The 14918-nt window shown below is 72.0% G+C and carries 8 protein-coding genes; all 8 read left to right on the top strand.

Annotated elements, in window-relative coordinates; genetic code table 11:
- The first annotated feature begins 147 nt into the window (after nucleotides 1-147).
- The 8 genes from ACIPSC_RS11595 to ACIPSC_RS11560 all read left to right on the top strand — a co-directional run bounded on the left by ACIPSC_RS11595 (nucleotide 148) and on the right by ACIPSC_RS11560 (nucleotide 14912).
- The gene (locus ACIPSC_RS11595; RefSeq protein WP_400824860.1) at nucleotides 148-840 is read left to right on the top strand and encodes an NUDIX domain-containing protein; all 693 of its coding nucleotides are present in this window, start codon (nucleotides 148-150) and stop codon (nucleotides 838-840) included.
- Between the two features lie 411 nt (nucleotides 841-1251).
- A complete protein-coding gene (locus ACIPSC_RS11590) occupies nucleotides 1252-3882 on the top strand; it encodes a SpoIIE family protein phosphatase (RefSeq protein ID WP_400824858.1) in 2631 nt (876 codons plus the stop codon).
- A gap of 221 nt (nucleotides 3883-4103) precedes the next feature.
- Nucleotides 4104-6716, top strand: coding sequence for a SpoIIE family protein phosphatase (locus ACIPSC_RS11585; protein WP_400824857.1), 2613 nt, complete (start codon nucleotides 4104-4106; stop codon nucleotides 6714-6716).
- A gap of 151 nt (nucleotides 6717-6867) precedes the next feature.
- Nucleotides 6868-8637 (top strand): ABC transporter family substrate-binding protein, encoded by a 1770-nt coding sequence (locus tag ACIPSC_RS11580; RefSeq protein ID WP_400824854.1) that lies wholly within the window; start codon nucleotides 6868-6870, stop codon nucleotides 8635-8637.
- Between the two features lie 340 nt (nucleotides 8638-8977).
- Nucleotides 8978-10882: a translational GTPase TypA gene (gene typA / locus ACIPSC_RS11575; protein WP_400824853.1), complete on the top strand. Its 1905-nt coding sequence runs from the start codon at nucleotides 8978-8980 to the stop codon at nucleotides 10880-10882.
- Nucleotides 10883-11312: 430 nt separating this feature from the next.
- Nucleotides 11313-12947 (top strand): ABC transporter substrate-binding protein, encoded by a 1635-nt coding sequence (locus ACIPSC_RS11570; RefSeq protein ID WP_400824851.1) that lies wholly within the window; start codon nucleotides 11313-11315, stop codon nucleotides 12945-12947.
- 89 nt (nucleotides 12948-13036) lie between these two features.
- Nucleotides 13037-13981 carry an ABC transporter permease gene (locus ACIPSC_RS11565; protein WP_313765374.1) on the top strand — a complete coding sequence of 315 codons (945 nt, stop codon included), beginning with the start codon at nucleotides 13037-13039 and terminating at the stop codon, nucleotides 13979-13981.
- Nucleotides 13974-14912: an ABC transporter permease gene (locus tag ACIPSC_RS11560; protein WP_400824849.1), complete on the top strand. Its 939-nt coding sequence runs from the start codon at nucleotides 13974-13976 to the stop codon at nucleotides 14910-14912. Before ACIPSC_RS11565 ends, ACIPSC_RS11560 begins: the two co-directional genes overlap by 8 nt.
- The last annotated feature ends 6 nt before the right edge of the window (nucleotides 14913-14918 follow it).

Below are 14918 nucleotides of genomic sequence, written 5' to 3'. Positions count from 1 at the left end.
GCGTTAACAGGGGTCGTACGCGCCGGTAGCGCGGTGCGCGTAGCGTCCGGTGGACGCGGCCCCGGCCCGAGCCCCCACGCGGGCCGGGGCCCCGGCCCGGAGCACCGCGCTCCGGGCGGTGCTCCGGCAGGTCCTAAGCTCACCGCCATGGACACCTTTCGGGTGATGCGGCAGGACGACAACGGCAACCGCTTCCCGGTCGCGGAGGGCCTGGCCCGGGACGAGGCGGAGCGGCTGGCGGCCGAGTTCGAGGCGCGCGGTCACAAGCAGCTGTACTGGGCCGAGCCCACGGCCCGGCCGATGGAGGCCACCGGGGCGATCGGCGGCCGCGGTGGCATCGGCGCAGCCGGAGTCGCCACCGCAGCCGGAGCCGCCACCGCAGCCGGCGACCCGACGGACACCGGGGACCTCATGGAACCCGGCGCGAGCGGCACGGCGAACCGGATCGTGGTCGGCGGCGCGCTGATCCACGGCGGCCGGGTGCTGGCCGCCCGCCGCAGTGCGCCGGCCGAGGTGGCCGGGCGCTGGGAGTTCCCCGGCGGCAAGGCCGAGCCCGGCGAGACCGAGCCGCAGGCGCTCGAACGCGAGCTGCTGGAGGAGCTGGGCGTCCGGGCCAGGGCGCTGCAGCGGCTGCCGGGGGCCTGGCTGGTCCGTCCGGGCCTGGAGCTGCGGCTCTGGGTGGCCGAGCTGCTCTCCGGCGAGCCCCGGCCGCTGGAGGACCACGACGAGCTGCGCTGGCTCGGCCCGGGCGAACTGGCCGAGGTCGACTGGATCGACCACGACCGGGCCGTCCTCCCCGACGTCGCCCGGCTGCTCGACCCGGCGCAGCCGTCCGCCTGAACGGCCATCCGTCCGGGCGGCCGTGCGCCCGGGCAGCCGAGCTCCGGAACGCCGCTTCGCCCGGGGCCCGGCCACCGGAGCAGCTGGGCCCGCCGCGCGCAATACGCCAGGTAGGTCAATCGGACAAGAAGCCCCAGAAGCCGGGATAGCCTGGGTTCTGCTGGGTATGTCACTTTTCGGCACTATTCGTCACCATCGGTGAGCCGTTCCAGCCGGCGACGCCGATCCCGACCAGAGCCGGAGGCCCCGTCGGTGTCGAGTACCGGTAGCGGCGGCGGGGGCGCGCGACGCACGGGCGCCAGGGGGAGCGCGGCCGCCCGCGCGCGGCTGCGCCGCGGTGTGCGCCCGGCGCCGCCCCAGCCGCCGGCCGGCCGCCGCCGCAGGAACGCCACCGCCCCGGCCGGTACCCCGGTGGCCGCTGATCCTTCCGCCGCCTCCGCCGAGCCCCCGGACCGGCCCGCGCCCTCCCTCGTGGTGGCCGACGCGACCTCGCCCGCCGCCGTCCGCAGCCGCCCCGGCCGGCCGTTCCCCGGCGCCGCCGGTGCGGAGCCGGGCGGCTCCGGCGCGCGCGCCGAGGGCAACCTGCTCGACGTGGTCAAGGTGGCCATCGCGATTCTGGACACCGCCGGCCGGGTGGTCCTCTGGAGCCCGGCCGCCGAGGAGCTGCTCGGCTGGCCGAGTGAGCTGCTGGTCGGCCGCCGGATCGACGAGCTGATCCCGGACGAGGACCAGGTGGCCCGGATCCGGGTCGCGATCCAGGCCACCCTGCGGCACGGCCGCTGGACCGGCCCCGCCGAGCTGCGCGACCGCGAGGGCGTCCCGGTGGCCGTCGACGCCCGGATCTCGCTCCTGGTGGACGGCGACGGCACCCCGTTCCTGCAGGCCAACCTGGCCGAGGCGGCCGCCGTCCGGGCCGTCGAGCGCGACCTCGCCGTCCGCGACGCGCTGTTCGAGCAGTCCCCGCTCGGGATCGCGGTCCTCGACACCGACCTGCGCTACACCGCCGTGAACCGGACCCTGGCCGCGATGAACGGCATGGCCACCGAGGACCACGTCGGCCGCACCACCGGCGAGACCCTGCCCGAGCGGGCCGCCGACGAGATCACCGCCATCCAGCGCCAGGTCCTGGCCACCGGCGAGCCGGTCATCGACGTCACCCTCGCCTCGCCGGTCACCGCGCGCTCCGGCTACCGCTCGATCTCCTACAGCCGGATGACCGACCGGGCCGGCCGGGTCCTCGGCATCTCCGGCACGGTGATGGACGTGACCGAGCGCTACCGGGCGGTGGCCAAGGTCGAGCACGCCCGGCGCCGGCTCTCCCTGCTGAACGAGTTCGGCTCCCGGGTCGGCGACCTGCTGGACGCCTCGCGGATCGCCCAGGAGCTGGCCGGCGCCGTCGTCCCCCGGCTCACCGACTTCTCCGCGGTCATCCTGCTGCAGGCCGTCGCGCACGGCGACGACCTGCCCCGGCACGGCCACGACCGCCGCACCTCGCTGCTCCAGCTCGGCACCGCCTCCGTCCAGGACGGCCCCGAGGTCGAGGTGATGCTGCGCCGCGGAGCCCGGATCACCTTCGCCGAGGACTCCGCCTGCGGCCGGGTGCTGCGCACCGGCGTCCCCGAGCTGCTCTCCGGCGCAGACCAGCTGAGCGACGTCACCTACCCCGGCGACCCGAAGATGCAGGCGGCGCACGACCTGGGCGTGCACTCGATGCTGGTGGTGCCGCTGCGCGCCCGGGGCATCGTGATCGGCCTGCTGCTGGTCAGCCGGGCCGGCTACCGCGAGGGCTTCGACCGCGACGACCTCGCCTTCACCGTCGAACTGGCCGACCGGGCCGGCAGCTCGCTCGACAACGCCCGGCTCTACGCCCGCGAGCGCACCGCCGCGCTCACCCTGCAGCGCACCCTGCTGCCGCAGCAGGTCCCGCAGCCCACCGGCGTCGAGGTCGCCTACCGGTACGTGCCGGGCAGCAGCGGCACCGAGGTCGGCGGCGACTGGTTCGACGTCATCCCGCTGCCCGGGGACCGCACCGCCCTGGTGGTCGGCGACGTGATGGGCCACGGCCTGCGGGCCGCCGCCACCATGGGCCGGCTGCGCACCGCCGTCCGCGTGCTGGCCGCCCTCGACCTGCCGCCGGACGTGCTGCTGCGGCACGTCCACGAGCTCGCCGACGACCTCGCCCAGGGGCCGGACGAGGCGCTGCTGGCCACCTGCGTGTACGCGGTGTTCGACCCGGCCACCGCCCGGCTGACGGTCGCCAAGGCCGGCCACATCCCGCCGGTGCTGGTCGTCCCGGCCGACGAGACGGAGGAGCCCACCCGGACCGGCGGTCCGCTGCCCGGCGGCACCGGCCGGATCCTCGACCTCCCCTCCGGCGCGCCGCTGGGCGTCGGCGGCGTCCCGTTCGAGGCGGTCGAGCTGAAGATCCCCGAGGGCAGCCTGCTCGCCCTCTGCACCGACGGCCTGGTGGAGTCCCGCGACAAGGACCTCGACGTCGGCCTGGGCCGGCTGATCACCGTCCTCCAGCAGCCCTACGCGTCGATCCAGGCGGCCTGCGAGGCGGTGCTGGGCACCATGGAGCAGGGCCGCGAGCCGGACGACGTGGCGCTGCTGCTGGCGCGGCTCGGCCACGGCCAGGCGGGCACCCCGACGGCCGGCTGGACGCTGCCCGCCGAGCCGACCGCCGTCTCCCGGGCCCGCCGGCTGGTCCGGGCCACGCTCGCCGAGTGGAGCGTCGAGGAGCTGACCGACACCGCCGAGCTGCTGGTCAGCGAGCTGGTCACCAATTCCGTCCGCTATGCCAGCGCACCCATCGGAGTACGGTTGACGCTGGGCGAGACGCTGCTCGTGGAGATCTCCGACCCGCTGCCCGACCCGCCCCGCGAGCGCCACGCGGCGGAGGCCGACGAGGGCGGCCGGGGCCTGGAGCTCGTGCGCCGGCTCGCGCTCCGGTGGGGCGCGCGGGCGGAGGGCATGGGCAAGGTCGTCTGGTTCGAGCAGGCGCTGCCGGGTAATGAGCCCGACGAGTCGGGAGCCGAGTAGGACGCGAGTAGAACGGGGCTGCATATGCCATCGGTCGGCCGGGGGGAGCGCGCGCTCCGGCAGGGGGCGCGAGCGTGGCATTGTGGTTGCGCGGGCGGTAGGACAAAAACCTTCGCCCGATCTGATGTTGTGATGTTGAGGGCGTGTGAACGTACCCCTCGATGATGAATACTCGGTCTTCTCGGCATCCGGACGGTCGCGGGTTTGGAGGGGTCGGTCCGTTGAACAGCACCCCGGCGCGTAACGCGCCGAGCAACAGCGGTCATGCCGCTGTGCCCGGGCAGGCCGGTTCGCCGCACCTGCCCGCCCACGCGGCCGCGACGGCCGCCGCGCACCGCCACGGCGGCGCCGCCCGCACCGCGGCCGGCACCGACCAGTGGGGCGCCGGGGATCCGGGCTCGATCTACGAGTACATCCGGGTGGCGACCTTCGCGATCGGCCCCGACGGCCGGATCAGCCAGTGGAGCGAGCGCGCCGCCGAGTTCTTCGGCCTGCCCGCCGCCGAGGCGGTCGGCGCGGACCCGATTAGCACCTTCGTCCCGCGTGAGCTCTGGCAGCGCGGCCGTGCCCGGCTGGAGCGCACGCTGGCCGGCGAGGAGTGGGTCGGCACCGCGCCCTACCGCGACGCCACCGGCGGCGAGGGGCTCGCCGAGCTCTACCTGATGCCCGACAGCGCGCTGCCCACCGCCGGCGCCACCTGTCTCGCCGTCGACCTCGGCCGCCTGCGCCGGATCGAGACCGACCTCGCCGCCTCGGTGGCCGTCTTCGGCCAGACGCCGACCGGCTTCGTCCTCTTCGACGAGCGGCTGCGGCTGCAGCGCGTCAACGACGCCTTCGCCTCCGGGATGGGCCTGGCCCCCACCGACCTCGAAGGCCTCACCGCCCACGACATCTTCCCGACCTCGGAGGCCGACCGGCTCACCGCCGCCCTCCGCAAGGTCCTCGCCACCGGCGAGCCCGTCTTCGACCTGCGCTTCCACTCCGCCGTCCCGACCCGGGACGGCAACCGGCTCTGGGCCGTCTCGCTCTACCGCCTCAACGGCTCGGCCGGCCAGCCGATGGGCGTCGCCGGGCAGGTCTCCGACGTCACCAGCCGGCACGTCGCCGAGCGCGAGGCCGACGGCGTCCGCCGCAACCTCGCCCTGCTGAACGAGGCCAGCGCCCACATCGGCTCCACCCTCGACCTGGAGACCACCGCCAAGGAGCTGCTGGACGTCGTCGTCCCGCCGTTCTGCGACCTCGCCACCGTCGACCTCTACACCGCGCTGCTCTCCGGGGAGAGCGTGCCCAGCGCCGGCCGGCTCGGCGACACCGTGCTCACCGACGGCAGCGGCGAACTGCGCCGGGTCGCCGTCTCCAGCGTGGTCGGCGGTGCCTCGTCGGTGCTCGGCTCGGTCACCGGCCTGCCGATCGCCGAGGCGGGCGGCACCCTCTGCTACCCGCGCCGCTCCCCGCACGCCCGGGCGCTGCGCACCGGCCGCAGCGTCGTCCCCGAGCCCGGGCCCGACCCGCTGCTGCGATCCACGCTGATCGTGCCGCTGGTCGCCCGCGACCAGGTGCTCGGCCTGGTCCAGCTCTCCCGCGCGATCGGCAGCGAGCCCTTCGACGCCCGCGACGTCGCCATCGCCGAGGAGCTGGTCGCCCGGGCCGCCGTCTGCATCGACAACGCCCGGCTCTACCGCCGCGAGCACGAGCGCGCGCTGATCCTCCAACGCAGCCTGCTGCCCCCGGGCAACCCGGCCGCCAGCGGCCTGGAGATCGCCTGCCGCTACCTGCCCAGCAACAACAACACCGAGGTCGGCGGCGACTGGTTCGACGTCATCCCGCTGCCCGGCAACCGCACCGCGCTGGTCATCGGCGACGTGATGGGCCGCGGCCTGCGGGCCGCCGTCGCGATGGGCCAGCTGCGCACCGCCGTCCGCACCCTGGCCATGCTCGACCTCGACCCGGCCGAGGTGCTCTCCGCCCTCGACGAGATCGCCCGCGGCCTCGGCGACGACACCGCGCCCGCGGTGACGCCCACCCCGTACGGGCGGCTCACGTCGAGCGCCGACGAGGAGGCCCGCGAGGTCTACCTGGCGACGTGCGTCTACGCGGTCTACGACGCCGTGACCCGGCGCTGCACCTTCGCCAACGCCGGCCACCTGCCGCCCGTCCTGCTCAGCCCCGGCGAGCCGGCCCGGATGCTCGACGTCCCGCCGGGCCTGCCGCTCGGCGTCGGCGGCGAGCCGTTCGAGGAGGTCGAGCTGACCCTGCCGGACGGCGCCGTGCTCGGCCTCTACACCGACGGCCTGGTGGAGAGCCGCAAGCACCAGCTGGACGAGGGCCTGCGGGCCTTCCGCACCGCGCTGTCCGCCGAGGGCAGGGGGCTGGAGGACCTCTGCGACCACGTCCTCGGCGAGCTCATCCCGCACCACGGCGAGGACGACATCGCCCTGCTGATGGCCAAGGTGCACGCCTTCCCCGAGGACGCCGTCGGCAACTGGGTCCTGCCGCCGGAGCCGACCTCGGTGGCCAAGGCCCGCGAGCTGGCCTGCAGCTGGCTGCTGGCGCGCGGCCTGGACGAGCTGGTCGACACCACCGAGCTGCTGGTCAGCGAGCTGGTCACCAACGCGCTCCGGCACGGCCGGGGCGAGATCCGGCTCCGGCTGCTGCGCGACCGCACCATGGTCTGCGAGGTCTGGGACGACGGCTACGCCCAGCCGCGCCAGCGCCGCGCCCAGGAGACCGACGAGGGCGGTCGCGGGCTCCAGCTGGTCAGCCTGCTGGCGGAACGCTGGGGCAGCCGGCGCACGCCCAAGGGCAAGATCGTCTGGTTCGAGCTGTCCCTGTAGCCGCGCCCCCGGCCGGCTCGGCCGGTCCGCTCCCCGCCCCGGAGGCGAGCGGGCGAGCGGGCGAGTCACAGCTCCGCCGACCGGGTGCAGTCGCCGGGCGGCCGACGTGTCGGCGGGCCCGGCCGCAGCCGGGCGGCGTTCGATGGCCGCCATGCGCGTCCGCCAGCTCACCTCCGCAGCCGCCGCGCTGCTGCTCGCAGCCGGCCCCCTGGCCGGCTGCTCCGGCGCCCCGGCCCCGGCCCGCACCCCGGCGCCCGTCCCCTCCTCCGCGGACCCGGTCGCGGTCACCGGTGACGTCCGCCCCTACGAGCGGGACGCCGTCCGGGACGGCGGCACGCTGCGCTGGGCGCTGGACGCCGTCCCGGCCACGCTGAACGTCTACCAGGGCGCCGCGACCGCCGACTCGGCGCTGCTGGCGCACGCCCTCTACCCCGCGCTGTTCCGGCCGGACGAGCACGGCCGGCTCGTCGCCGACCCGGACTACCTGGACTCCGCCGAGTCCACCCCGCCCGGGCAGCTGCCGCAGGTGGTCACCTACCGGCTCAATCCGCACGCCGTCTGGAGCGACGGCACCCCGCTCTCGGCGGCCGACTTCGCCGCCCAGCGGGCCGCGCTCTCCGGCCTCGACCCGGCCTACGGGGCCACCCGGCCGGCCGGGTACGGCGCGATCGACTCGATCACCCAGGGCACCGGCCCGCACGAGGTCAGGGTCGCCTTCCGGCAGCCGTACGCCGAGTGGCGCTCGCTGTTCGGCCCGCTCTACCCCGCCGCCGAGACCGCGACCCCGGCCGCCTTCAACCGGCCGGCGGCCGGCGGCCCGCACCTGACGGCAGGGCCGTTCCGGCTCACCGGGTACGACCCGGCGGGCGGCCGGGCCACCGCGGCGCGCAATCCGCTCTGGTGGGGGGAGCGGCCCAAGGCCGACCGGATCGACTTCCTGGCCGTCCCGGCCGAGCAGCGGCTGGACGCGCTCGACCAGGACCGGCTCGACATCGCGCCGGTGACCACGGCGGTCGACCGGGCATCGGCGGCTCCCGGTACCTCGGCCGACCAGGCCCAGGCCGCCGACAAGGCGCTGCGGCGCGCGGAATCGCTCCCCGGCGTCACCGTGCACCGGGCGTCCGCGCCCTCGCTCACCCAGCTCACCCTCAACGCCGCCCGGGGACCGCTCACCGATCCGTCCGTCCGGCTCGCCCTGGCCCGGGCCGTCGACCGGCGGCGGATCGCCGAGGCCGCGCTCGCTCCGCTCGGCCTCGCCGGCGCCCCGCTCGGCAGCCACCTGCTCGCCGGCGACCAGGACGGCTACCGGGACAACGCCGACGCCATCGGCCGCGCCGATCCGGGCCGGCTGCTGGACGCGGCGGGCTGGAAGCGGCCCGCGCACGGCGGCACCCGGACCAGGGACGGCCGGGAGCTCGCCCTGTCGCTGCTGCTCCCGGCCGACTCCGCGACCGCCCGGCGCACCGCCGACGCCCTGACCGCCGACCTCGCCGGGACCGGGATCGCCCTCCGGGCCACGGCCGTCCCGGCCGACACGTTCGTCCCCGGCCACCTGGCCGCCGGCGACTACGACCTCGCCCTGTTCTCCTGGCCCGCCGGGCCGTCCCCGGCGGTCGACCAGCGCCCGGTCTACGCCAAGCCCCGGCCGGGCGCGGACGGCTCACTGGAGGCCGGCAGCAACTACGGCCGCACGGGGACGGAGGAGATCGACCGCCTCTTCGACCGGGCGGCGGCCGAGCTCGACCCCGCGGCGCACCTCGCCCTGCTCCAGGAGGCCGACACCCGGATCTGGCAGCTCGGCCACTCGGTGCCGCTCTACCAGCGCCCCGAGCTGGTCGCCGTCCGCGACGGCATCGCGGCCGCCGGCGCCTGGGGCTACGGCTGGCCCCGCTTCCAGGACATCGGCCTGCTCACCCCCTGACGGCCCGTTCCTCGGCGGGCGCTGCGAGGAGTGGGCCGGCACCGGGGGAAGCCCCGGTGAGGTACCGGTGGACGCTTTGGATCACCGCCGGACAGCGTGGCGGAAGGCGACGCGGGGGTGAAAGGTGTGTGATCCACCTGTGATCTTGGTCCCGCCCGAGGCCGCCGTTTCGGCCCACCTGGGTGGTTCCCCGTACGATAGGAGGAAGCCGTGGCATGTCCTGCCCGGCGGGTGGACCGGTAGTAGCAGGCGGAACGGGCGGCGGCGATCAACAGGGATCGCCGGTCGGCGTCTCGCGGCCGGGCGCCGTAACCCACGATTCCGGGAGAATCCGCTAGGCATGCCCACGCGCAACGACATCCGTAACGTCGCCATCGTCGCCCACGTCGACCACGGCAAGACCACCCTGGTCGACGCCATGCTCAAGCAGGCCGGTGCCTTCGCGGCCCACCAGCAGCTCGACGACCGCATGATGGACTCGAACGACCTGGAGCGCGAGAAGGGCATCACCATTCTCGCGAAGAACACCGCGGTCAAGTACCACCCCAAGGACGGTGGCGCGCCCATCACCATCAACATCATCGACACCCCGGGCCACGCCGACTTCGGTGGCGAGGTCGAGCGTGGTCTGTCGATGGTGGACGCGGTCGTCCTGCTGGTCGACGCCTCCGAGGGCCCGCTGCCGCAGACCCGCTTCGTGCTGCGCAAGGCGCTCACGGCCCGGCTGCCCGTCATCCTCTGCATCAACAAGACGGACCGCCCGGACGCCCGGATCGACGAGGTCATCAACGAGACCTACGACCTCTTCCTGGACCTGGACGCGGACGAGGACCAGATCGAGTTCCCGATCGTCTACGCCTGCGCGCGTGACGGCGTCGCCTCGCTGACCAAGCCGGAGAACGGCACCGTCCCGGCCGACAGCACCAGCCTGGAGCCGTTCTTCTCCACCATCCTGGAGCACGTCCCGGCCCCGACGTTCGAGGAGGACGCGCCGCTCCAGGCCCACGTCACCAACCTCGACGCCGACAACTTCCTCGGCCGCATCGCGCTGCTCCGCGTCGAGCAGGGCGAGCTGCGCAAGGGCCAGACCGTGGCCTGGATCAAGCGCGACGGCACCATCTCCAACGTCCGCATCTCCGAGCTGCTGATGACCGAGGCGCTCACCCGCAAGCCGGCCGAGGTGGCGGGCCCCGGTGACATCTGCGCCGTCGCCGGTATCTCGGACATCATGATCGGCGAGACCCTGGCCGACCCGGAGAACCCGATCGCGCTGCCGCTGATCACGGTGGACGAGCCGGCCATCTCGATGACCATCGGCACCAACACCTCGCCGCTGGTCGGCCGCGGCGGCAGCGGCAAGGGCGCGGACGCCAAGTCCGGCGGCCGGGTCGACCGCAAGGTCACCGCCCGCCAGGTGAAGGACCGCCTGGACCGCGAGCTGATCGGTAACGTCTCGCTGCGCGTCCTGGACACCGAGCGCCCGGACGCCTGGGAGGTGCAGGGCCGTGGTGAGCTGGCGCTGGCCATCCTGATCGAGACCATGCGCCGCGAGGGCTTCGAGCTGACCGTCGGCAAGCCGCAGGTGGTCACCAAGGAGGTCAACGGCAAGACCCACGAGCCCGTGGAGCGTCTGACCGTGGACGTCCCCGAGGAGCACATGGGCGCCGTCACCCAGCTGATGGGTATCCGCAAGGGCCGGATGGACAACATGTCCAACCACGGCTCGGGCTGGGTCCGGATGGAGTTCGTCGTCCCGTCCCGCGGCCTGATCGGCTTCCGCACCGAGTTCCTCACCAACACCCGCGGCACCGGCATCGCGCACTCGATCCACGAGGGCCACGAGCCGTGGTTCGGCACCCTGACCACCCGCAACAACGGTTCGCTGGTCGCCGACCGGGCCGGCGTCGTCACCGCCTTCGCGATGACCAACCTGCAGGAGCGCGGCGTGCTCTTCTGCGACCCGGGCACCGAGGTGTACGAGGGCATGATCGTCGGCGAGAACTCGCGCTCCGACGACATGGACGTGAACATCACCAAGGAGAAGAAGCTCACCAACATGCGGTCCTCGACCGCCGACGTGGCCGAGTCGATCGTCCCCCCGCGCAAGCTCTCGCTGGAGCAGTCGCTGGAGTTCTGCCGCGAGGACGAGTGCATCGAGGTGACCCCGGAGACTGTTCGCATCCGTAAGGTCGTCCTCGACCAGAAGGACCGCGGCCGTACCGCCTCGCGCGCGAAGAAGGCGTGATCTCCCCCTTCTGAGGCCCTTTGGCCTGAAACGATCGCCCCCCTTTCCAATGGGAAGGGGGGCGATCTTTTTCAACTACTCCAAGTTGTCGACGCGCGTATAAACGGAATAGCGCTAACCGCGGCAGGGTGTCCGCTGAGCGAACACGGCAGTCCGTCATCCATGACGACTGTCCGTTTGGTACCTGTCTGAGTATGTCTCATATGTCCGATTTTCGAAACTTACCGACCGTTCATGTGACCTAATTGAGATCGGCAGTGTTCACTTTCGTGTCCGTGCGTGACGGATAGTGGGTGCAGTCAGGCTCGGGTCAAGGGTTAACGCGCAGGGGTGCGCGCCGAAACCACGAGCGCGGACGGCACAACGGAAGCGGCGTCAGCCGCCCGAGGTGCTCTCCTCGTTGAAAAGTCGATTTCAGGAGGCATCCCCCATGCGCGGTGCAACCCAGACCAAGTGGCTCGTCGCGGCGACCGCGATCGCCCTCGCGGCGACCGCTTGCAGCACCAGCTCGAAGAGCAACGACAAGGCTTCCTCCGGCGGCGGCTCCATCGCCGTCCAGCTCGGCGAGCCGCAGCACGGTCTGGTTCCGCAGAACACCGCGGAGTCCGAGGGCACCGAGGTCGAGAACGCCCTCTTCGCCGGCCTGGTCGACTACGACTTCAAGACCAACGCCCCGAAGCTGCGCGTGGCCGAGTCGATCGAGACCACGGACAGCAAGGTCTGGACGATCAAGATCAAGGACGGCTACACCTTCCACAACGGCGAGAAGGTCACCGCCAAGTCCTTCGTGGACGCCTGGAACTGGGGTGCCAACCAGGACAACGCCGCCGAGGGCCTGCCGTTCTACGCGAAGATCGAGGGCTCCGAGGAGCTGGCCCCGGGCAAGGACAAGAAGCCCACCGCCAAGGAGCTCAAGGGCCTGAAGGTCGTCGACGACAAGACCTTCACCGTCACCCTCGCCGCGCCGTTCTCGCAGTTCAAGACCATGCTCGGGTACAACCCGTTCTACCCGCTGCCGCAGGCGTTCTTCGCCGACCCGAAGGCCTTCGGCGACAAGCCGATCGGCAACGGCCCGTTCGAGATGGACGGTTCCTGGGAGCACAACAAGCAGATCAAGGTCAAGCGCTACGAGAACTTCCCGGCCTCGGACGGCAAGGCGAAGCTCCAGGGCGTCACCTTCAAGATCTACGACAACCTGGACACCGCGTACAACGACCTGCGCGCCGACAACATCCAGGCCACCGACAAGCTCCCGATCTCGGCGATGGCCGGCGTGAAGGCCGAGTTCGGCGACCGCTACATCTACAAGCCGGAGTCGGGCGTCGGCTACATCGGCTTCCCGATCGCCACCAACCCGGCCGCCTACGGCAAGCCGGAGATCCGCAAGGCGATCTCGATGGCGATCGACCGCGAGGCGATCACCAAGACCATCTTCTCGGGCACCCGCGTCCCGGCCGACGACTTCGTCAACCCGCTGATCCCGGGTTACCGCAAGGGCGCCATGGGCGACGCGGCCAAGTACGACCCGGCCAAGGCCAAGGAGCTCTTCACCACGGCCGGCGGTGTTCCGAACAACACCATCGAGCTGGGCTACAACGCCGACGGTGGCCACAAGGAGTGGATCGAGGCCGTCGGCAACCAGCTGAAGAAGAACCTCGGCGTCGAGGTCACCTTCAAGCCGTTCGAGAAGTTCGGCAAGATCCTGGACGCGCTGGGCGACAAGCAGTACTCGGGCGCCTTCCGCATGGCGTGGTCGATGGACTACCCGTCGATCGAGGACTACCTGCGTCCGATCTTCTCCAAGATCGCCATCGACAACGGCTCCAACTACGGCGGCTACGTCAACGAGAAGTTCGAGACCCTGCTCGACCAGGCCGACCAGGCCAAGACCGACGACGAGGCCCTGAAGCTCTACCAGCAGGCCGACGACGTCCTGGTCCAGGACCTGCCGTACATCCCGGTGTACACCTACATGTCCTCCGCGGCCTACAGCAAGAAGATCAAGAACTTCGACACCGACGCCCAGGGTCGCATGAACCTGGCTCAGGTCGAGCTCGCCGGCTGATCTGGTAGTCAGACGAACGGGGGCGGGCGGACCGGACTACAGTCCGAGTCCTCCCGCCTCCCTTCCTTGTCCGAAAGTATGGAGGTCTGATGGGCCGCTATGTGATCCGCCGACTGATACAGGCGATCCCTGTCCTCATCGGTGCGACGTTGTTGATCTACGCCCTGGTCCACTACCTGCCCGGTGATCCGGTGCAGGCGCTGGCCGGCGAGAAGCGAGCCGACCCGATCGTGGCGGACATGATCCGCCAGAAGTACCACCTGAACGACCCGTTCATCGTTCAGTACTGGAACTACATCTCCGGCGTCTTCCAGGGTGACCTGGGTGAGAGCCTGACCGGTCGCTCGGTGAGCGAAATGATCGGCGACGCCTTCCCGTACACCGTGAACCTCGCCCTGGTGGCCTTCGTCATCGAGGCGATCATCGGTGTCGCGGCCGGTGTCATGGCGGCCCTGCGCAAGGGCAAGTTCCTGGACCAGCTGGTCCTCATCAGCACGCTGCTGGTGATCTCGATCCCGGTCTTCGTCACCGGCTTCATGCTCCAGCTGCTGCTCGGCGTCAAGCTGAAGAACGACTACGGGTTCGACTTCTTCTCGGTCTCGTTCAACGAGGACGACGGCATCCGCGCGTACCTGCTGCCGGCCTTCGTGCTGGCCTCGATGTCGCTGGCCTACGTCGCCCGCCTGACCCGCACCAGCCTGATGGAGACCATGCGCGCGGACTACGTCCGCACCGCGGTCGCCAAGGGCCTGAAGCGCCGTCGGGTGATCGGGCGTCACGCGCTGCGCAACGCGCTGATCCCGATCGTCACCTTCCTCGGCGCCGACCTCGGTGGCCTGATGGGTGGCGCGGTGATCACCGAGAGGATCTTCAACATGCACGGCATCGGCGGTCTGCTCGCCCAGTCCGTGTACCAGAAGCAGGGCACGGTCATCGTCGGCGTCGTCACGCTGCTCGTGATGATCTACCTGGTCACCACCCTGCTCGTGGACCTGCTGTACGCCGTGCTCGACCCGAGGATCCGCTATGAGTGACACCATCACCAAGGGCCCCGAGGCCCAGCCCGAGGACAACTCCTCGACCGCCCCGGAGAAGAAGCAGAAGCCCGAGCGCGTCGCGAGCCTCTGGTCGGACGCGCTGTACGACCTGCGCCGCAACCCGATCTTCATCATCGGCGCCGTGCTGGTCACCTTCCTGGTGGTCCTGTCGATCGTGCCGCAGTGGTTCACCGACGGCAGCCCGTTCGACGGCGGTGCCTGCGACCTGGCCAACTCGCTGAAGCGGCCGGACGCCGAGCACTGGTTCGGCTACGACGTCCAGGGTTGCGACATCTACACCCGCACGGTGTGGGGCGCCCGTAACTCGATCACCGTCGGCATCCTGACGACCGTGATGGTCACCGTGGTCGGCTCCCTGCTCGGCCTGCTGGCCGGCTGGAAGGGCGGGATCATCGACTCGATCCTGTCCCGCTTCACCGAGATCTTCTTCTCGATCCCGCTGCTGCTCGGCGGCATGCTGATCATGTCGATGTGGGGCGAGGGCAACGCCGTCTCCGTGTCGGTCGTCATGGCCGTCCTCGGCTGGCCGCAGATCTTCCGCATCATGCGTGCCTCCGTGCTGGCCAACAAGAACAACGACTACGTGATGGCGGCCCGTGCGCTGGGCGCCGGCAGCGGCCGGATCACCTTCCGGCACATCCTGCCGAACGCCATCGCGCCGGTCATCGTCGTCGCGGCGATCTCGCTCGGTGTCTACATCGGCGCCGAGGCCGCCCTGTCGTACCTCGGCATCGGTGTGCAGCCGCCGCAGATCTCCTGGGGTCTGATGATCAGCGACGCGTCGGTCCGCTTCCTGAACGCGCCGCACGTGCTGCTGTTCCCGTCGGCCGCGCTGAGCGTCACCGTGCTGGCCTTCATCATGCTCGGCGACGCGGTCCGCGACGCCCTCGACCCGAAGCTCCGCTGAGAGAAG

It is taken from the genome of Kitasatospora sp. NPDC090091 (assembly GCF_044747365.1).
Taxonomy (GTDB): Bacteria; Actinomycetota; Actinomycetes; order Streptomycetales; family Streptomycetaceae; genus Kitasatospora.
This window is presented reverse-complemented; position numbering and strand designations above follow the sequence as displayed.